This is a genomic window from Xanthobacter luteus (assembly GCF_040049235.1).
Lineage (GTDB): Bacteria > Pseudomonadota > Alphaproteobacteria > Rhizobiales > Xanthobacteraceae > Xanthobacter.
Genome location: NZ_JBDZDO010000001.1, coordinates 495,471 through 514,273, shown reverse-complemented (window position 1 = coordinate 514,273; position 18,803 = coordinate 495,471). Strand labels below are relative to the sequence as shown.

The 18,803-nt window shown below is 64.3% G+C and carries 16 protein-coding genes and 1 pseudogene; 1 reads left to right on the top strand and 16 read right to left on the bottom strand.

From position 1 onward, the window contains the following. Positions 1-147 precede the first annotated feature (147 nt). Positions 148-318, top strand: a pseudogene (locus ABLE88_RS02535) (IS3 family transposase); the annotation flags it as partial. Positions 319-774: 456 nt separating this feature from the next. Here the strand turns inward: ABLE88_RS02535 and ABLE88_RS02530 are convergent. The 16 genes from ABLE88_RS02530 to ABLE88_RS02455 all read right to left on the bottom strand — a co-directional run bounded on the left by ABLE88_RS02530 (position 775) and on the right by ABLE88_RS02455 (position 18,801). Next, positions 775-2,136 (bottom strand): hypothetical protein, encoded by a 1,362-nt coding sequence (locus ABLE88_RS02530; protein WP_348829850.1) that lies wholly within the window; start codon positions 2,134-2,136, stop codon positions 775-777. Positions 2,137-2,783: 647 nt separating this feature from the next. Further along, positions 2,784-3,647 carry a hypothetical protein gene (locus ABLE88_RS02525; protein WP_348829849.1) on the bottom strand — a complete coding sequence of 288 codons (864 nt, stop codon included), beginning with the start codon at positions 3,645-3,647 and terminating at the stop codon, positions 2,784-2,786. After that, a complete protein-coding gene (locus tag ABLE88_RS02520; protein ID WP_348829848.1) occupies positions 3,644-7,138 on the bottom strand; it encodes a hypothetical protein in 3,495 nt (1,164 codons plus the stop codon). The genes ABLE88_RS02525 and ABLE88_RS02520 overlap by 4 nt, the downstream gene beginning before the upstream one ends. Before the next feature lie 343 nt (positions 7,139-7,481). Further along, positions 7,482-7,826 carry a type II toxin-antitoxin system PemK/MazF family toxin gene (locus ABLE88_RS02515; RefSeq protein ID WP_348829846.1) on the bottom strand — a complete coding sequence of 115 codons (345 nt, stop codon included), beginning with the start codon at positions 7,824-7,826 and terminating at the stop codon, positions 7,482-7,484. After that, positions 7,813-8,028: an AbrB/MazE/SpoVT family DNA-binding domain-containing protein gene (locus ABLE88_RS02510; protein WP_348829844.1), complete on the bottom strand. Its 216-nt coding sequence runs from the start codon at positions 8,026-8,028 to the stop codon at positions 7,813-7,815. Before ABLE88_RS02510 ends, ABLE88_RS02515 begins: the two co-directional genes overlap by 14 nt. 26 nt (positions 8,029-8,054) lie before the next feature. After that, positions 8,055-8,789 carry a metallophosphoesterase gene (locus tag ABLE88_RS02505; RefSeq protein WP_348829842.1) on the bottom strand — a complete coding sequence of 245 codons (735 nt, stop codon included), beginning with the start codon at positions 8,787-8,789 and terminating at the stop codon, positions 8,055-8,057. Positions 8,790-8,799: 10 nt separating this feature from the next. After that, positions 8,800-10,023: a plasmid recombination protein gene (locus tag ABLE88_RS02500; RefSeq protein ID WP_348829841.1), complete on the bottom strand. Its 1,224-nt coding sequence runs from the start codon at positions 10,021-10,023 to the stop codon at positions 8,800-8,802. Positions 10,024-10,241: 218 nt separating this feature from the next. Beyond that, a complete protein-coding gene (locus tag ABLE88_RS02495) occupies positions 10,242-10,574 on the bottom strand; it encodes a helix-turn-helix transcriptional regulator (protein WP_348829839.1) in 333 nt (110 codons plus the stop codon). Beyond that, positions 10,574-10,882 (bottom strand): hypothetical protein, encoded by a 309-nt coding sequence (locus tag ABLE88_RS02490; RefSeq protein WP_348829838.1) that lies wholly within the window; start codon positions 10,880-10,882, stop codon positions 10,574-10,576. Before ABLE88_RS02490 ends, ABLE88_RS02495 begins: the two co-directional genes overlap by 1 nt. Then, a complete protein-coding gene (locus ABLE88_RS02485; protein WP_348829836.1) occupies positions 10,872-11,252 on the bottom strand; it encodes a hypothetical protein in 381 nt (126 codons plus the stop codon). Before ABLE88_RS02485 ends, ABLE88_RS02490 begins: the two co-directional genes overlap by 11 nt. Before the next feature lie 30 nt (positions 11,253-11,282). After that, a complete protein-coding gene (locus tag ABLE88_RS02480) occupies positions 11,283-11,867 on the bottom strand; it encodes a hypothetical protein (RefSeq protein ID WP_348829834.1) in 585 nt (194 codons plus the stop codon). Between the two features lie 85 nt (positions 11,868-11,952). Continuing rightward, positions 11,953-14,184: a DotA/TraY family protein gene (locus ABLE88_RS02475; protein ID WP_348829832.1), complete on the bottom strand. Its 2,232-nt coding sequence runs from the start codon at positions 14,182-14,184 to the stop codon at positions 11,953-11,955. Beyond that, a complete protein-coding gene (locus tag ABLE88_RS02470; protein ID WP_348829831.1) occupies positions 14,177-14,908 on the bottom strand; it encodes a hypothetical protein in 732 nt (243 codons plus the stop codon). Before ABLE88_RS02470 ends, ABLE88_RS02475 begins: the two co-directional genes overlap by 8 nt. Continuing rightward, a complete protein-coding gene (locus ABLE88_RS02465) occupies positions 14,908-15,939 on the bottom strand; it encodes a helix-turn-helix domain-containing protein (protein WP_348829830.1) in 1,032 nt (343 codons plus the stop codon). Before ABLE88_RS02465 ends, ABLE88_RS02470 begins: the two co-directional genes overlap by 1 nt. A gap of 685 nt (positions 15,940-16,624) precedes the next feature. Next, positions 16,625-17,566, bottom strand: coding sequence for a LysR family transcriptional regulator (locus tag ABLE88_RS02460; RefSeq protein ID WP_348829828.1), 942 nt, complete (start codon positions 17,564-17,566; stop codon positions 16,625-16,627). Between the two features lie 86 nt (positions 17,567-17,652). Continuing rightward, complete coding sequence (locus tag ABLE88_RS02455; protein ID WP_348829826.1) at positions 17,653-18,801, bottom strand: 2-oxo acid dehydrogenase subunit E2; 1,149 nt, start codon at positions 18,799-18,801, stop codon at positions 17,653-17,655. Positions 18,802-18,803 lie beyond the last annotated feature (2 nt).

The following is an 18,803-nucleotide window of genomic DNA, read 5'->3' as shown; positions in this document are numbered from 1 at the left end:
CCTTCGGATCGGCGTTTTGGGAGGCGCCTCGACCGAACCAGCGTCGCCAAATCATAATCTGCCCCCCCCTCACTTCCTCGTTGTCAGGCGTAGCTTGGCACACATGGGGACGTCGCGGTGTGGCCGCAAGTGAACCATCGGGAGGCGGCGCCCGTGACCATCCCGATGCGGCCAAACGAACGCTGGTCGCTCGACTTCGTATCGGACCAGCTCACCTGGGGTCGCCGCTTCCGCATGCTCACCGCGGTGGATGACCGGACCCGGGAAGGCCTCACCCTGCTGGCACACACGTCGCTCTCCAGCATCCGTCAAATCCGTTTCGTATCGAAGTCCCGCGCGACTATGCTGCCGGCGAGTGGCTGGGGTCCACATCGCTCGCTCCAAGATGGCCTGAACAACTCTCTGGAATCACGAGCGCGCCAGCAGCTCAACCCTTTCGGGACGGGCTCTTAGATAACGTACGAAGTATAACGTGTTTTATTTGGGAATAAGCCAACTTTTAATTCTTTGGCACTTGTTTGAAATAGTATACTTGTACCGAGGTGGAAACTGCCTTTTGGCTGGATGGAGGAAGGGCGCCCTCACCGCCTCCGAAATGTGGCTTCAAATGCTCAATTGCTCCGCACTTGCGAGGATGGAATTTCTAATTTGATAGACCGGCGTAAAATCGAACTGATTTCAGTATGCAATAATTTTCTCGCAAATAAAATGGTCATGATCTAAAAATTATTTAGCTATTATTGTCCGTCTGTGCGTAAATACGTTCGGATAAGGCTATTTCTTGAGCAATTCTGGGTCGCGCGCCTGCGGCGTCGCACCCGCCCAACTAAGCGATGCAAAGAGGCTGTGCCTCGCGAGCGCCTCGGCATGACTTCTCATTCTGGTCCAGTCGTGACCAATCTTGTCGCTGGTTCCGTGAATCGCGCGACTGCGGCCGTCGCTGTAGATTGTGTCGACGACCACCTTCAGGGTTGGCCCGCCTGGGTAGATTGAATCAGCCCCCTTTGCACCGAGGCGGGCCTCGATTACCTCCAGGATGGCCCGCGCCTTCTTGCCCCCGCCGAGCGCGTCGAGTGACGCTGCGAAGTCGACTACCGCCAATAGGTCGTTGCGTTCTCTGCATCCTTCATGAAACCACAGCAGCGACTGCATAAGCGCGTTCATCAACTCGGGACGAGCGACGCCACCGTCCGAGCTGACGAAGTAGGCCAGCACCTCTCCCGCCGCGGAAAAGAAGTTCGCTTCCCTGGCGAGCGTCTTATTCAAATCAGACGCGCTGATCGAAGGACCGCTTGGCCTTCCGATCATGCGCGACCCCTGTAGAATGATCTTGCTGGGAACGAACCTGAGCATCCGTTCTTTTCGCATACCCTGGTCGATTCGCAGGTTCATGCCACTCAGTGCCTTCGCCGACTGCTCCCAGAGCATCGCCACGCAGGTCAACCCGAGACGCGCCGCCGACAGAGCGAACTCGCGGCTGGCCTCCCCCGACAGACCGTCGAGCTTGACGGAGCAGACGAAACAGGTATTCCCGAGGATATCCAGGATGTCGCGCTCCCGAATGTTGTCGACGTTTTTCCTGCGCGGGCGCAACTTGGCTCCGCCCCAGGCGCGCGCTATGCGGCGATGCATCGTCTCGCTGATGCCGCCGTCCGTGAGCTTTCGATCGAGCCACTTTTCCCTAGTCTCGAACGTGACGGGGCCGATGTTGAAAGTGGGGAGATCGCGTACGTCCAGGAACGTGGTGCCGAAAGCGAACTCCGACTGACCGAGGCCAGCGATCAACGAGGTGATCTCGACATTCAGCCCCGCCAGGACGCTAGCCGCGGACGTGCTCACGGGATCCGAAGTCTTGACATTCATTAGCAATAGTCCGATCGCGGAGCGCAACCAACTACGCCATTCCTCTTCGCGGACATTCTTTACGAGCTCCGGCTTCTCGGCCTTGAGAATGCTCGCGAGCTTCGTGATGTTGTCGTCGATGGCCTTGTCTATCTGAATCGTCTCCCCGTTTCCCGCCGGCAGCAGCCTTGGCAAGCCGAACGGGTCATTCTTCGTCAGATCCTCCAATGTCCGGGTTTGCGCGGCGATCAAGTCGGAAATGATCGCTTCGACCAATGTGGCTTTGTCCACCATTTTCCCCCAGACTATGTGCCAGTTTCTGATGCTGTCACTGGAGCCTGCGTTGATATCGTAATCGGTAGGGACAGAAAATGTCTGGAATGGCCGCCCGGGGTTTGGGATCGAACGCTGGAGGTTGGCGGTGACGGAATAGAATCTGGAGCCACGGCTAGGCTCGATCCACCCGTCCAGATGCTCCGCAACGCATCGGTGCAGAGGTCCGCTTCTTGGCGATGAGCCCGAGTCCGCTCATGGCGCAAAGGTGCCGACGTGCCTCGACTGGCAATGTCCGCTTTTGGGCCGCGGAGGTTAACAGATCGATGGCCGAGATGGGGGCGCTTTGCTGACAGGCGGCTCCGGGGCCGAAAGCTGCCTGTCTGCATACGGCGCGGGCCATTTGAAAGCGGACACGGAAGGGCAGCACGCAGCTGGATCGTTCTGAACCGGCGCTCGTTGAGGTTTCCAACTCGTCTTTCATGTCCGCGCCCCGAAGTGAGCGGCCAGACGTCGAGAACGCCTACGCAGGCGCAGAGGCCGATGCAGGAGAACTGACGCGGCTCCTCGTGGTGGACGGCGACATCTCGAAAGAGGAGAAGTACGGCTACTCGCCGCTCGTGGCGAGCACGATCATTCCGGACCAAGGCATTCCACACCCAACTGACCTAGTCGCTTCGGACTTCTTTGCTGACCTCGGCTAGGATCTCGGGGACCGTGAACGGCGCGAAGCGCCGGACGTCACGCAGGAGAATAAGCGCAGCGACGATCACCGGCGGGCCAGCGATGGCAAGGCGTGCGGAGATTTCCGAGACCGGGGAAGGTAGCGTATCGGCGAACTCGGCAATCAGGGTGGCTTCAATTTTGAGCCGCAATGCGGTCTCGCGCTGCCCCTCGTCCGCGTTCGCGAGGGTTTTGCGCCACGACTCGAGGTGCCGGCGCCTGATCGCAAGCAGATCAAGGCCAGGATTACCGATCGCCTCCGCCGCTTCGGCGACGATGGGATCGAAGCGATGCGCGTCCCATTGGAGCTCGATCCGATTCCGAAGGTCCGTCACCAGCGACGGACCTTCATCGGGATCGTCGAGCGAGTCGCAGGCCTCAATCGCCCCCTTCAGAACGCGATCGAGCCTAGTCGCAAGGTAATCGCAGCATTTGGCGAAGTCAGAGGCGGCCATCGGGGTGCCCACGCCGCAGGCAGTCCTAAACCACTGGTGAGCGAAGCTACGAGTCTTGTAGTCGCTTGGACTCATAACATCCAGGTTGTGCGCCACGAACGTCCGCATGCTTCCAACCTCGGTGCGCAGCTTCGAGTTCGTGCTGAGCGGCGGAAGGGAGATGAGGAAGGCGATGGGGAGCTTGCCTGCCTCGGTGAGTACGACGTAGGCCCAGTTCACCAAGCGGTAGAAGGCGAGTTCGTCGCCGAAATCGGCGGGCAGCGGGACCGACACGTCACGGCAGGCGCCCCGCAGGTGCATGTCGGTCCGCTGCCGGAGCTGGAGATAGCGGTTCGCAAGCTCGGCGGGGGTCATCGCCGTATGCCCGAACGCGTGAGCGGGTCCGCGATTGGCCCGACGTAGTTGAAGGCGACGCCGAAGTCCCGGAGCTCGCGGCCATGGGCCAGGTCCTGATCGGCGAATTCGCGGACGAGGAGGTTGACCGTTGTATTGAATCCCTCGATGCGGACCTTCCAGTCCGCGTCTCCCTTCACGCCCTCGACTCGTCCCCGGAAGCGGAGCGGCACACCGTCTGCCCCAGAAGCTATGAGGCGGCGCACGACTCTGGCCCGATCCTCGAATTCGCTGTCGCGTGACAGCGAGCGCCAAATCTCGGAGGATCGGTGAAAGTCTCGGGACATCCAGGCGAGCACCGCCTCCAGGTACCTTTCCGAATTCCGCTGATCCAACCCGGCGCGTTCGTTTATGCCAGTGATGATCGTTAGCAGGTTGGCCACCTGCCCCGGCTCTCCAGGAGTGAGACCGCGCTGGCTTGATAGCAGCCGCTGACCAGTCGCCTCAGCCCATCGGAGGCGCAGCAGTAGGCGCGCGCAGCGCGGGTCGTCGGCCGTCTCTTGGTCTCGCCGCCCCGAAATGAAGTCGGCAGCTTCCCGCGCGAGGGCGCGCTCGCCGGCGGTGTAAGGCTTGTCCGCGCTCTCGAGCGGCTCCGCTATCCTGCGGGCTATCAGGAAGGACGCAGCAGCCGGTGCGACCCCCTCTAGGCCCGCGATGGCTTCGAAGGACAGCTCGGCGTTCCCCACTAGGTCACCAGCCTTGGTCTTGCGCTCAAAATAGCGCGCCCGCTGGTCGCCGCCGAGCGTCTCCACATCGACGAGGTCGAGGCCAGCATAGATATCCGCAATCACCTCGGCCCGCCGCTCCGGGAGCATATCGAGCTCCTCCAAGAGGTCTGACGACGTCCAGAGCGCGATATCCACTGGGTGGTAGTCCCCCGATAACGCAATGGCCCGAGTGCTGGCAGTCTTTGCTGCGAGGTAGTCCGCCCAAGCGCCCTCAACGTCGTTGAGCCGGGACCGCTGAACGGCGAGGTATCCGTAGATCGACGCGCGCTCAGAGGCGAGGTTCTGGCGTGTACGCTTGCTGGCCTGGAGGGCACCCGAACCAATCAGCCGGAACGCCTCCTCCACGATTGATCTGGCCTCGTCCAAGATCTTGAGGCGGTGGCCCTCGTCCATGGAATTCGTCTGATACCTTCCATCCTGCGCCCAGATCGCCTGGCGCCGGAAGGTGCACTCGCGGACTATCAGTGGACCTTCGACGACGCCCCGTTCGGTCCTAAGCTTGGTCAGCGCCTTGGCGAAGTCGAGATAGCCCTCGCGATAGGCGTCATTCCTGGGTCCATGCCGGTCCAGCTTCTGAAGGAGGTCCATGAGGAAGGATCGTTCGGTCTCGCGATCAACGCCCGAAGCCTCGATGCTTCCGATCAGCTCGACCAATCGCTGGATTTCGGTGCGCACGTCGCCGAGACGGCTACGGCAAATCAGTTCCGCCTCGAGTTGAAGCCGGGGGGAGATCAGGAGCTCGGTCCCCTCATTGTTCGAGCTGTGCCAGCGAAAGATGTCCAGGTCGGCGAAGACATGGAGGATCTGCTCCAGCTCCAGCGCGCCTGAGTGGCGCGTCAGCATGCGCATGAGCAGGTTCAGCGGAACAGGGCAGTTTAGGCGTCCGGGTGCCATGACATAGTCGATGAGGCGCCCGGCCGCATCCAGTCCGAGGGCGGCGGCCGACTCGTCCTCCACGAACAGGCTAGACGTGCTCGGGACGATCCCGGCCGCGATCAGGCTTTCAGCGAGCTGGGAGCGAGCAGGCGGCCTGGGTGCACGCAGCGCCCTCTGACGGATGCCCCGCTCGGCAAACCGAGCCTCGGCGTTCACTCGAGACCTTATGTGCTCCCGGCCCTGCGCGATCAAGCGGTAGAGCATCGCGAGCGTGTTTCCTTCTTCTGCGCTGTGCTGGCGCGGCTCCGGCAGGTCAGGCGCAAACCTCGCGAGCAACGCGCGGAGGTCCGATATCTCCCCGTCAGACATCGCAGCTGGCGCCTCGACATGCTGCCCGGCAGTGGTTTGCAGATGCCGCTCCACCCGATAGCTCGTGCCGACGATCAGCAATCGGCGGCCTCTGCTCCTCATGGCGGAAGCGAGTTCCAGGTACCGTTGTACGGGTTCGTTGGTGTCGCAGAGAAGGACTGTTGCGACGGCGTCTGCCCGCTCCGCCTCCGCGCAGAACGCGTCGAGATCCGCATGGGCGGGAACGCGCGTAGTCGAGACGACGACCGGCAGCCGCAGGCGCAGGCGCAACTCCCGAGCAAGTCGCGCTAGCGCGATGCTCTTGCCGGTGCCGGACTGGCCATGAACGATAACTACCCCGTCCGACTCGCCCCGGCGTCGAAGGGCCGCTTCGATGACCTTGATGAGGTGGTGCTCGAATTCCCTGCGGAAGGCGAAACCGTGCGCGATACCCTCGACCCGGCCGCGGAATCCGGCGAGATCGCCGTGGAAGCGCCGGAATGCGCTCTCGACGGCACGCGGCTGGATCGGATCGGCGCCGCTCGTCCAGCCGTCGTCAACCACCGCCGCCGAGGCCTCGACCCGCAGCCTCACCGCCGGCGTAATGTCCAGGATGCCCGACGCGAGCGTCACCATACTTGGCTCGTCCGGTGTCGCGGAGGCCGAAAAGCGCGTCCAGTTCGCTCCCGGTCCCGCAATCGCGTTCGCCAGGCTATAGGGCTCAATGAGCAGGGAGCCGGCCTTGACCATGTCGGCAGCGAACGCGGAATCCGTGGTGTCGAGCGCCCCGAACCAGACTATCTTGCTACCGGCCCTGTCGGAGAGCGGGGCGAGAAGGTCGTCGATGTCGATCCAGTCGCCCGCCGGGTTGAAGCCCGCTATCACGATCACACCACGAGCGGTCGCTGTTTCGGCTATGCGGTTGAGCAGCTCTACCCCGTGACGTGCCATGCGGCGCTTTAGGCTCGCCACATCGATCGGGGGCGCAGCGTCGGAAGCTGTTTCGCCGGCCTTACCGAGGATGAAGTGAACTGGCGGCCTGGAGCGGCTGCGCGGGACGCGTGCGAAGGTGCCAGCTGCTAGAACCGCCTCGGGCTGTCTGCCGCGCGTCTCCAATCGCCGCGGGAAATTCGGGTCGATAGATAACGTGAATGCAGCCGCCCAGGGTAGCTCGTAGGCGGCGAGCGCCCCCTCCGTGGGCACCGATCGACTGAATCGTTCCGCAAGCCAATCTGTGTCCGCCGCCGACAGGCCTATTCTGAGTGCGGCGGACCAACTGGCGAGGCCCTCATCGACGCCAAGTCGCCTGGACAGGGACGACAGCACTGGGTCGGTCGCTGTGCCCTGGAGGTCGAAGCCCTGCCCTGCGAACAGCACTACGGGCCGTCCTTCTTGGAAGGCCTCGTTCAGTAGCTCAATGGCTTCGCTCGACACAGCGGTTCCCCAGGTCATCCGCGCCACCAATGCGGTACGGTCATCACATTCGCCTATGCCGGACATGTAGACCTTGATACGACGCCTACGATCGAAGCAATAGCCCGTTGATACTCAGAGAAGAGGTTCGACGGCTATAGGCGGCGGCACGTACTGGGCAGGAAAACGGCCAGATGGTTGAAGCTCAGTTTGACCAAGCGCACGACCCGCCAGCCGAACCTGAACGGATGGCGGCTTCTGACATCACTTAATTCGGCGCTGAACGGCCGAGATTTGGGCGCGAAGCGGACGTTCGCAATGCCGTGCCGGGAAGGCCGCAATGGGTCAACACCAGCCTTTACGGGGAGAGGTGCCGGCTCCGTGGGATGTCCCGGCGACCCCAGAGCCCCTTCAGTCCTGTGTCCTCGGCTCATCCAAACCCCAGCAGCACACGAACCTCCGCATCCACCTTCTGCAGCACGGCCGGCGACACAGCCCCGATAGGCTCCGCCAGCCGTGCCTCGATCGTGGTGATCTTGCACGGGCGGATGACGGAGGGAGCCGGAAGACCACTCTCGCGGTAGCCGGGGCCGAGCGGCACATCGCCCGGCCAGGGCCGGTTCTCGGCGCTGGTGATCATCACGACCCATAGAAGTTCGGCCGCCTCGCCTACACCGCCAGGAGATACGACCAGCGCGGGGCGATGCTGCCGGGTGGAACGGTCCGTATAAGGGAAGGGGACGCGGACCACTGCGCCCTTCTCAAAGATCGACATAGGCCTTGCGATCCGCGTCGCTGTCCCACTCGCCGAAGGTGGCGAAGGGGTCATCGCCTGCCTTCGTAGCGGCCTTGGTGAGCACCACGCGGCCGTCCTCGATGCTGTAGGCGATCTCGTCACCTTCTTTCAGGTGCAGGGCCGTGCGCACCGCCTGAGGAATTGTCGTCTGGGCCTTGGACGTGAGCTTGCTGACGATCATGCCGGCGCCTCCATGGAAATGGGAATTTATGTAAGGAATATCCTTACCACAATCAAGGCGCCAAGGACGCAACAGAATCTCGATCGCGGATCCTGGCCCACTTCAATGAACTCCACCGGCCAGCCCGGCCGCTGGTCGTTGAACACCCCCACCACCAGCCGTCCGCTCTGCCAGGCGAACGTGTCGAGGTTGGTCCTGTACTTCTTCAGCACCGGCCCCACCGGGACCTGCTGATGGCCGTGGACCACATGGAAGTCGCCATGCCCGCCTTCGTCGTCGTCGGGGTAGAGGTCCCAGAGCAGCGTCTGCTCGCGCTGCCGGTGGAGGGGACGCCAGCGGTCGACGGCGGCATGCACGTAGACGCGGTGCAGGTCCACGTGCATGAGCGGGAGGGCGGAGAGCCACGCGATATGGGCTGCGGGAATCGGGAGCGGCGCATCGGGGTCCCACGCCGCCGCGCCGTAGGAGGCGAGCGTGGCGCGGCCGCCGTTGGCGAGGAAACGGGACATCCGGTTCTCGGGGAACTTCATCAGCTCCACCAGCATGGCCTCGTGGTTGCCCATCAGGCAGATCCACTGCCAGCCGGCCGATGGCCCGGCCATGAGGCACTCGATGACTTCCCGACTCTGCGGTCCGCGATCCACATAGTCCCCCAGGAAGACGATCGTGCCGCCTGGAGCGCGGGCCTCGATGGCGGCGAGCGCGGCCTCGAGGAGGTCGAACCGGCCGTGCAGGTCGCCGATGGCGAAGGTGAGCGGCATGGCCCGCCTTTCACAATCCAGGCCGGCGCGGGGCGTCGCCAGCCGGCGCAAGAGCGTCCAGCTCCACGACGGAGGCAATCTCCGCCTGGACGCGGGCAAGGCCGAAGCGCTCCGTGAGCCAGCGGATCGCCAGCTCGAACCGCACGCGCAGGACCTGCATCACCAGGGAAATCGCACCGAGCCCCTGAGCGTCGTCAGCTGGCTCCTCCCAGCTCTCCGCATCCAGCACGAACCGCCGGCCGTCTTCGGCAAGATGGAACGGGCTCGCCGAAGAAAGGCCGAGCTCCGGCGCCACCTCCTCCACCAGGTCGAGGGCGGGGGTCTCAAGGATTTCACGGACTTCGGCGGCGAGCGCCTCCGCCTTGCGGAGCGCGTCCGCGCGCTCCGACTTCAGCCGGGCAGAGGCGGCCTTTTCGGCCTTGAGATCGTCCGCCATCCTGTCGGCCTTCATCCGTGCAAGATCGCGCTCGCGCGAAATCTTCTCCGCCGCGGTCGAGAGTGCCCGCGCCTGCTCCAGTTCGGCGGCGAGCCGGCGGCGTTCGTGGTCGCCGGCCGCAATGCGGACGGCGGCCTGTTCGGCCGCTTCGGCTAGCCGGGAATTTTGTTCGGCTAGCCGGCGGTCGGGCGCCAGCCGCTCCGAAAAGCTGGGCGGCACAATCGTCGGGATTGCCGTCGGCGGCGCATCGAGGATCCGCTGCACCTCCTCATGCTTGAGGCGCGCGGCCTTAAGCTCCTGCTCGGCCGCTTTGCGGTCCGCTTCGGCCGCGAGTTCCTCGGGGGTCTTCCAGTCGTCGCCCGGCCGCTTCTTTTTCTCGCCGCGCTTGACGCCTTCGAGCATCATGACGTCCCGCATGTACGCGAACCAGGCGTCCTGCAAGGCGCGGCCTTGGCCGCGCAGATTCTCGGACCGGTTTCGGCTGATCGCGAGTTGCTTGAGGTGCCGGCTGGTGCTGATGGCCAGCTGAGATTTTCGCTTCGTTACCTTGAGGTAGCGGGGGGCGACCATCAGATCGACCACGTGCATGCTCTTTTCGTCCCGGTCGACGCGATCGTGGAAAATCGCCTCCGTCCCGAACACAGCCTCCGCGAAGGCCCGCGCATGCTGGAGCATGTACGTGGCATCCCTCCCGTCAATCAGCTCGGTGGGGAACTGGACAACCACGTGCAAAGCCTTCGTGTGACCTTTTTGAACAAGGCAGCCCGCGACGTGCTTCTCATAGAGCTTGGTGATCATCAGGCCCGTGGTCGTCATCGGGGGCACGCGCGCGTCTCCACGAGACTGTCCGTTGTGGTCCTTGCGGAGCGCGTGTGACTCGGCCGCCGCCAATGCTACACCCCCCCGGCGATGAACCCTGACGGCCCCGGAGACACCTTTGACGGAACTGCCAGCGACCACGCGACAACCTCCCTCAGAACAAGGCGGTTATCCTTTTTGAAGAAAAGGATAACACGCTATACTTTTTCCGGCGCTGCGCTTGGAAAAAGGCGTGCCGGGGTAGCCCCTGGACCCCCTTCCTCGCTGACTTCCACCTCGACAGGAGGCTCCGGCAACAGCGTGAGGTCGAGCCGCAGGAACTTCTCGAGGCGTCGGCGAGTCTGCATGCGCATGTGTCCGGTCGTCTCGACGACGCAGACCGTCTGCCGTGAGACGCCGATGATCTGGCCGAGCTGCTGCTGCGTGAGCTTCAGTCGCCAGCGTGCGTTGCGGATCCGGATCCCGCGGGTCCGGTAGACCAAGACGGAAAACGGCAGATCGATCGGTTCTTCCCGGAGGTAGGACAGCATCAACGCCTCCCGATGATGGTGATGAACAGGATCCGTCCCGCGGCCAATGTGAGTGCCGCCATCTGCCGGCTGGAGACGATGGCTAGGCCGACCACCGCGCCGACCGGTGGTCCGAAAGCACGCGCGAGCGCATCTCCTAGGAGGAACAGGCAGAAAGCTGCCGATGGCAAGGCCATCGCCACGGCCGCGGACGCGAGCAGCCCATCGTCCGTGAAGCCGAGCAGCATGATGGGGAGCAGGGTGCCGGCTACCCAGAGGGCAGTCGCAGCCTCGCCAATGCGGCGGAGCGCCGGCTTTTCAATCGGCATAGAGATCACACTTAGCACGCCCGACTGTGAGCGGATTGGGGCAGTCATCCGAGAGCATCACTACGAGCGCCAGGAGGCAGTGCTGCACTGCGCTTTCCTCGCTGCCTGCGGACCCCTCCGCCAAAAGGCATTCTCTCCAGCGGCCGCCAGCGTTCTCCAGAAGCTGCCACGTCCAGCGCCCGGGAATCGTCGTGTGGGCCGCGACGGCGCAGCAGAAAATCCGACCGTCCTGCTCGATCTCTTTTTCAATCCCCTGATGGCCATAGAGCTTCGGCTCCCAGCCTTCGAAGAACCCTTCGATGGCCTTCAGGTCCTCCAGCGCTGCGTCCTCATCGCCGATAGGCGAGCAACGTTCCGACATCGTTTCCACTCCTTCTCTTTTGCCCAGAGAAACTTTCGATCAGAACCGCCCGCTGGGCGTCGGCGCGACGTGGACGTGCTGATGAACGATGGGCGTGTGCGCCTCCCGCACCACCTGCGGCGTGGGGTGCTCCGCCTCCCAGATCGCCTCAATCCGTGCGGAGGCAAACGCCCGCCGGCGCCGCGCAAGACGCCAATCGGTATCGAAGCGGAAGCCGAGGAAGCCCTTTTCCGCCCGGATGTGGGCCATGAGCAGGATGGACCGCGTGACGAGGTCGCGGAGGTTTTCCACCGTGCGCTCCTCGTCCCGATAGAGGCGCTCCATGTCGGCGCGCACATGCCTCGCCAGCAGGGTCAGCGCCTCCGGCGTGAGGTCTTTCCGAAAGGCGGCCCAGGCCAGCTGGCAAAATGGCGCCGGCGGCAAGAGCTGGGCCCGTCGCGTAAGGGTGAAGCGGTCCAGCATCGCAGTCATCTTCGCTGGAGATGCGGTCGCCCCCTCGCTGCGCATCAGGTCATAGGCGGACAAAAAGTCCCCACAGAGCCGACGATAGATGGCCGGATCGCCATCGCGAGCAAGCACTTCCGTATCCTGCTGGCGTAACAGGTCATTCATATGATGTGTCATGTCGATATCCGTGCATTTATACTAACAAATACAACCTAAGAGTCGAGATAAAAGCTGATGCACTGCGATTTGATACGTAATTTATTCAGTCCGAGTCTGGCTTTTTGCTTTTCAGACGCCCGCCGATGCCCGCGAGACCCCGCGATGCGCGCTTTCCGCCCTGAAGCGCGCCGGCGCCGAGGCTTCGGCCCATGTTCGTGATGCCGGCGGCCGGATTGAGCTGCCCAACCAGGTCGGTGCCCATCTTCGAGCCCCAGAGGCTCTGCACACCCACCTCGACCCAGCGCAGCGCCGCGTCGCCAAGCTCGGAGATGAGCGCGCAGCTGTTCCATACCACGATGGTGGCGGCCGACCCGTAGATGGCGATGGCGGCCACCGACGTGATGGCCGACGTGACCGGACCGGAATCGAGCGGGATCATCAATGCGAACACGCTGAAGAACATGCTGTTGAGAACGGCGAACGCCGCGGACATGAGCAGCAGCGAGACGATCAGCCCCATGATGATGAGGATTGGCCGGGCCAGGAGGCCGAAGAGCAGCAGATAGCCCTGCCGGCTCGCGCCGATCAGCGACGGCTCCCGGGCCGGGAAGAAATGCGTCAGGACCCAGATGGGCACCGCGATCAGCGCCTCGAGGCCGATCACCAGCCAGCTGATGACGGCGCCGAAGAAGTAGATCAACGGCATGAGCGGCAGGACGCCGCCGATCCAGAAGCCCCCGACAACCAGAATGCCACCCACGAACCACGCGCCCGCGGCGGCCGTCTTTACCAGGCCACCCACATAGGGGATGAAACCCGAAGCCACGTCCGACACGGCCGCGCCGCCAAGAGCCCAGAGGCCCGCATCTACCAAGCCAACGCCGATCTGCGTCAGGATGAGGAGCGGATCGCTCCACTGCGAGGTACCGTTGTCCCCCTCAACCTTGAGCTTGGAAAGCACCCACCGGAAAGCCGAGGAGACGCCGGCGGCGTTGGTATCGGGAACGCCCACCTGCCCGGCCACCTCGGTCGGGCTCGCCTTGCTGAAGTCCGCGAAATAGGGGTCGAACGAGCGCATGTAGCCGACATCACGTTCATAGCTATCCGCGAGGACGCGCCAGGTGCTGCCGGTCAATTGGGGCGCGGCGCCGAACCAGCCGCCCTGCGACATGGGCTGCAGGATGGAGCTAAGGCTATCGGGCGCCACGCCCTCGATGTTCGTGGCATTGACGACGCTCTGGAAATATTGGGCGATGTTGATGTTGGCCCGCTGCCACGAAATGGCGAAGACCCAGCCTGCGGAGGTGGTCTCGTCGAGATAGGACTGGGCCAGCTGTTTGATGCTGGCGTCGTTGCCAGAGAGGGTGTTGTTGACCGCGCTGCGCAGCGCCGACTGCGCGGAGGCAACGCCGGTCCCGATCAGCGTCTTGATCTCCTGGTCGTTGCGTGCCTGGAGATAGACCTGGTTCGCGATGGTCTTCGCCGTGCTGCCGATCTGGTTCCAGGCCGCATTCAGCCCGCTGGCCGCGGCGCTGATAGCGATCTCGTTCATCCTCGCCCAGGTGGCGAGGTCCGTTGCGCCGGTGATGCCTTGCGCCGTCACGCCGAGGGAGGACTCCTTCGGCAGCTGGTACTTCACGGAACCGCAGAGCGAGTTGGAGCCGTTGTACCAGCTGCCGGAATCGACGAAGGCTTGCGTGACCGAGTTCGTCTTCTGGCCGAACCACCCCGTCACGGGCAGGGTCCTGGCGACGATCGGCGAGCCTCCCGATGCGCTTCCGTGTCCGAACGTCTCGGAGATCTCGTTGAGCCTGTAGGCGCAGACATAGCCCACCGCCCGGGCCCGGATCGCGCTGGCGATCATGCCGCGCAGCTTGTAGTCATCCTCCGGGACCGTCGCGACCTGGCTGTCGCCGCCGGAGGCGATCATGGGGGAGATCTTGGCCCAGAGGTTGTCGGCTGCGCCGGAACCCCACACCAGGATTTGGATCACCAGCAGCTGCGCCAGGGTGAACCCGGAGCTCACCGGCAGGATCATCACCGCCCCGAGACCCACGCGGGCCACGGTGTATTTGACGCTGTTGCCTCCCATCGCCTCGCCTTCGCGGGCGGTGTCGGCGGCGCCGACATAGAGCGTGTAGGTGATGAGCGCCGCCCCGACGATGGCGACGGCGATGTTGAAGAAGGCCGCCGCGGTCGCGATCATGTTCGCGTCCGAGCAGATTGCCCCCTTCCAGATGGTGTCCACCGTGCAGCCGAGGATCCGGCGCAGGGATATCAGCGCATAATCGTTCTGGACCGGGGTGAAGATGCTGGAAAATGACGTGTCAGCCATGGGTTGCGACCTCAGCAACGGTAGGGACGAGGGAAGACGCCGAAGCGGCGGAGGCGAAGCGCGATGGTGAGAGGTTCGAGGCGGTCAATCCGGCCTGATGCGTAAGGCTCCGGTGCTCCTCGGCGCTCAGGTCGCCCAGGGAGCACAGGCACTGCCGTGCCATCGCCGCTGCGGTCTGAAGGCGGTCGAGCCTGTCAGCGCAGCCCGCCATAGCGACGCCGGCGCTGCGGATCGCCCCGAGCAGCTCCGGGACTTCAGGGACGAATTTGTTCTCGGTCAGGGTTTTGTACACCGCTGCGGCTAAGGCAGCCGTGCTGAACGGAGCCATCTCGCTTTCTTCGATCAGCAGCGCCGCCATCGTGTCCACGAAGGCCGCCCGTCGTATAGGGTCGAAGTTGGCGCGACCGCTCGTAAGGACAGCGACCAGGCCCACGATGTGCTCAGGGGATGCATGTTCGGCCAAGCCGGCGCGCAATGACTGCCTGGCCTCCTCTATCACCGGCGCGGGCGGAACTCGCCGGTGCACCATCCAGGCCTGCTCTCGGCTTTTTCGCGCAAGCTCTCCAGCTGCCCAATGCTCCGCTGTGTGGAAGAAGCCCATGACGCTCACATCGGAGCAGATGCCGGCGAACTTCCGGAACCAGCGCCAGGGCGCGAGGTGGGCCTTTAGGGCCGCCACCGGCGTGATGGAGTGATGGGGAGCCGAGTTGATGATCTCGGACATCAGAACGCTCCCATGGGCACATGCTGCCCTCCGCGGGAGGCCAAATCATTGCGATGCCGCTCCAGGACATTGGAGCAGATCGCCTGAACCACTAGGTGGTCAGGGACAACAGACCTCCGAGAGGAACCGAATCTCGAGGTCTCAGGCTGATCGGAGACGAGAGCTGGCGGTGGAGCATCCTTCCATCGACCATCACGAAGCCAATAAGATGCCCTGGCGATGAAGCGCGGCTCCCGGCCTCGACAGGCAGATCCATACCGCATGGCGCCGGTCAGAAGGTCAGCAGCTGTGGCGCCACGCTGACGTGCGGCCCGGTATTCGCGCCGAGCACCATCCTCACCCTCGCGTTTGGGGTACTGCCCGAACCACTCCTGGAAGTCGCTCTCGACCGCGGCCCCTGGAGTGGCGGATCGGAGAGGTTCGTGAAGCTGATGGTGGCGCTGCTCCTCCGGCATTCGGCAGGGGGTAGGGGGATGCTCCCCTCTTACCGGTTTCTCTTCCTGGATTCGGGTCGCATTCCTGCAACTGCCTCCGGTCGCATTCTCGCGACCAGTGCCAAGGGCGGCCAATTCAGGGGCGGTCGCGTTTTCGCAACCGGCTTCCGGCCCTTCCGACACCAGATGCCGGACCTCCAACCGATCAAAGCGAAGCTCATAGTCAGTACGCTTGCCTTGCTTACGATCGGCTTTGACCCAACCGCGGTTCTCCAACTCCGCGATCGACCGCATGATTGCGTGTCGGCTGAGTGAGAGCAGGGAGGCAATGCGAGCGACCGAGGGATTGCATTGGCCGGTCCGGCTGTTCAGGTGATCCAGCAGCAAACTGAACACGTTCTTCGCCGTGGAGCACAGCGTGCCATCCACCAGACAGGCCTGAAGCAGCCGCCACTTGTCGAGCAAGGTGATTCGGCTTGTTGGCAGTTGGTCGTCGTGATATTCAATTACGACGGCTTCAGAAGAGCTGCTGTCGAATTGGACCCGAGGAGCGCTGCCACGCTTCTCGGGTCTTTCGTTTGTGGTCCTCTCAATCATCTTGCTTCTCCGGGGGTGGGAAGCCCCCGTCGGAAAAGCTTTGCGCTTCAGTGGTGGTTTTGCCGTCCCACCTTTGCGCTAACTCCTTTGAATGTGGTGCATCTAGGGTCTCGCCCCTGGGCACCATTTCGCGCTCCGATAGCGTCCAATAGCGGCTGATCTTGCTGCGGTTTCGCGGCGGCAAGTGCGCGCGAGATCCGGCTTGGTTCCGTGTGGCCCGCCTGTTTTTCCTGTGGGCGTGGGGGCAAGTTTTGTCGCGTCAGCCTACAAAGGGGCTGCCCATCGGGCGCTGACGGACGGGGCGCTGACGGACGGGGCGCTGACGGACGGGGTGCGGACCGACACGGCGCCGCGGAATGCGAAGCCGCAGGGCAAGCCATACGAGCTGTTTGGCGGTGGTGGCCTGCGTCTTCCCGTCGATCCCAACGGCAGCAGGAACCGGCGCCGCGCCGATCGGCTCCTCGGCAAACCCGGGCCGATCGCCTGCGGCCCCGCTCCTCCGGCGCGCGCCGAGGCACCCGAAGCGGGATGAGGCCAAAAAGCCCTTGCGGGACGGTCAGGAGCCTTCCACCGCCCGCAAGCTCGAGAAGGTCAACGCCACCATCGCCAGGGAACAGATCTGTGTGCCGGGCTCAGATCACGATGCCCCGGTCGCCGGATTGGCGCGCAACGTCCCCCATGCGCGCTACAGCTTGATGCGCGCCGACTTGCTCGGCGTCCCGCGCAGGATGCCGCGATCCACGTGCTGGGCAATCTGATCCTGGATGATCTGGATGAGTTGCCGCGTGGCTTTCGTTACCGGCCGATGCAAAGCCGTCGCCAGCACCAGCGTCGCGCGCAGATCGCCCGCGGCGAAGGGGCGCGCCGTCAGGCGACCCTCGATTACTTCCCGGTGAACCGCCCCGAAGGGGAGAATGGTCTGCGCCGCGCCCATCTCCACCAATTGCTTCAGGGCCGGAACGGAATCGATCTCGAGCGTCAGTGCGAGCTTGATGCCGGCATTCTGGAACATGGCGTCGACCACCCGGCGCAGGCCATGGCCGGTGCCCGGCAGCACCAGGCGGTCGAGATGGACCTCCTCGAGGCTAGCGACGGGTCGCGGGCAGCGGTCGCTCGGGGTGTCGATGAGGTGCAACTCCTCCTGCAGCAGGGGGATCACATTCATGCTGGGGGAACGGCGCGAGTCGTACAGGATGCCGAGGTCAATGGCGCCCGCCTCGATCCATTCGAACAACGTCCCGCTGAACGCCTCCACCACATGCAGATGCACCGCCGGGCATTCGGCCCGGAAGGTCTCCGCCAGGGGCGCCACGATGGTGCTGCCGATGGACGGAGGTATGCCGAAGCGTACCAGACCGCTCGGGGTGTTCGCTTGATCGATGATCTCCTGCTGGACCTGATCGAACTGCTGCAGCATGGGGCTAAGCGCGGTGTGGAGCTTTGCTCCCACTTCGGTCAGCGCGATTCCGCGCCCGTGGCGGTAGAAGAGCGCGCTCTTCAGCTCCTGCTCGAGGTTCTGGATCTGACGGCTCAGGGTGGGCTGGGCGATGCCCAATTTGATGGCCGCGCGGGAAAAGCTGCCGGTTTCAGCAACCGCAGCAAAGTACCGAAGTTCCCGCAGATCCATGTCCTGATGCGCAACCTTACGACGGTCCGGCCCTGTGGGGCGAGCTTCTATCATGAATTTCACCGGCCATGGTAGCGCCCGCGCCCTCAGAGGAGGAAGGGCTCCGGGGTCTGCAGGAACTCCTTGATCTTGACGAGAAAGGTCACGGAATCGCGGCCATCGATGAGGCGGTGGTCGTAGCTCAAGGACATGTACATCATGGGCCGCACCGCAACCGTCCCCCCGATCGCGACGGGGCGGCTTTCCACCCGGTGAAGCCCCAGCACGCCCGACTGCGGCGCGGCGAGGGTCGGCACCGAAAAGAGCCCGCCGAACGCACCGGCATCGGCAATGGAGAAGGTTCCGCCCTGGAGATCCGCCACCGAGAGCTTGCCGGCCTCGGCGCGCGCCCTGAGATCCGCCAGGGCCACGGCAATTCCGCCAAGTCCCAGTTTGCCGGCATGGCGCAGCACCGGGGCCACCGGCCCCGCCGGCGTCTCCATGGGGACGGCGATGTGGAGATCGAGATTGAGCACGATTTCATCGCCCTCGATGCGTCCGTTGACATGCGGCACCGCAAAGAGCGCGTGGACGCAGCCGCGGATGATAAACGCCGCGCGGTCGAGCGCCGCGCCGTGGCGCGCGCGGAACGCCGGGCCGTGAGCCGCGATGAGCGCATCCACTTGCGACAGGTCCACGTCGTTGAACGTGGTGATCATCGCCGCGACGGTCTGCGCCTCCTTCAGCTGCGCCGCGCGGGCGGCGCGCAGGACACCCAGCGGAACGCGCCGATCGCGGCCCGGCGGCTCCAGAGCGGCCGCCGGGCCGACCGGTAGTGCCGGCGGCGGCGCCGCACGCTCCGTTGCCGCTTTCGGTCCCTGTGGCGGCGGGGCGAGAAGATTTTCCGTCGGCTCCCCATGCCGGGCCGCGGCTCCGCCAGGGGAGCCGGAGGTCCGGCCGCGCGCCGACGGGGCGGCGGTCGGCGATGGCATAAGGACGGGCGGCGCGTGGTCCGCCAGCGGCGCGCGCAGCGTGGCGAGGCGTGAGCCGGGAAGCGCGCTTTCGCCTTGCGCGACATGGAGCGCAGCGATCACGCCGTCGGTGGGCGCGGTAACCTCCACCGTGATCTTTTCGGTCTCCAGCTCGGCGATCACTTCGTCGCGGTGCACCGCCTCGCCCGGCCGACGCAGCCATCTGGCGACGGTCGCCTCGGCGACGGATTCCCCGAGGCTCGGCACATGGATGTCGATGGACATGG

Bases quoted from the DNA above. Each gene is read 5' to 3' on its own strand.
- ABLE88_RS02515 (WP_348829846.1), bottom strand. From the start codon at position 7,826: ATGTCGATCTTTGAGAAGGGCGCAGTGGTCCGCGTCCCCTTCCCTTAT.
- ABLE88_RS02480 (WP_348829834.1), bottom strand. From the start codon at position 11,867: ATGACACATCATATGAATGACCTGTTACGCCAGCAGGATACGGAAGTG.
- ABLE88_RS02460 (WP_348829828.1), bottom strand. From the start codon at position 17,566: ATGGATCTGCGGGAACTTCGGTACTTTGCTGCGGTTGCTGAAACCGGC.
- ABLE88_RS02520 (WP_348829848.1), bottom strand. From the start codon at position 7,138: ATGTCCGGCATAGGCGAATGTGATGACCGTACCGCATTGGTGGCGCGG.
- ABLE88_RS02470 (WP_348829831.1), bottom strand. From the start codon at position 14,908: ATGTCCGAGATCATCAACTCGGCTCCCCATCACTCCATCACGCCGGTG.
- ABLE88_RS02475 (WP_348829832.1), bottom strand. From the start codon at position 14,184: ATGGCTGACACGTCATTTTCCAGCATCTTCACCCCGGTCCAGAACGAT.
- ABLE88_RS02510 (WP_348829844.1), bottom strand. From the start codon at position 8,028: ATGATCGTCAGCAAGCTCACGTCCAAGGCCCAGACGACAATTCCTCAG.
- ABLE88_RS02495 (WP_348829839.1), bottom strand. From the start codon at position 10,574: ATGCTGTCCTACCTCCGGGAAGAACCGATCGATCTGCCGTTTTCCGTC.
- ABLE88_RS02465 (WP_348829830.1), bottom strand. From the start codon at position 15,939: ATGATTGAGAGGACCACAAACGAAAGACCCGAGAAGCGTGGCAGCGCT.
- ABLE88_RS02530 (WP_348829850.1), bottom strand. From the start codon at position 2,136: ATGGTGGACAAAGCCACATTGGTCGAAGCGATCATTTCCGACTTGATC.
- ABLE88_RS02490 (WP_348829838.1), bottom strand. From the start codon at position 10,882: ATGCCGATTGAAAAGCCGGCGCTCCGCCGCATTGGCGAGGCTGCGACT.
- ABLE88_RS02525 (WP_348829849.1), bottom strand. From the start codon at position 3,647: ATGACCCCCGCCGAGCTTGCGAACCGCTATCTCCAGCTCCGGCAGCGG.
- ABLE88_RS02500 (WP_348829841.1), bottom strand. From the start codon at position 10,023: ATGATCACCAAGCTCTATGAGAAGCACGTCGCGGGCTGCCTTGTTCAA.
- ABLE88_RS02455 (WP_348829826.1), bottom strand. From the start codon at position 18,801: ATGTCCATCGACATCCATGTGCCGAGCCTCGGGGAATCCGTCGCCGAG.
- ABLE88_RS02505 (WP_348829842.1), bottom strand. From the start codon at position 8,789: ATGCCGCTCACCTTCGCCATCGGCGACCTGCACGGCCGGTTCGACCTC.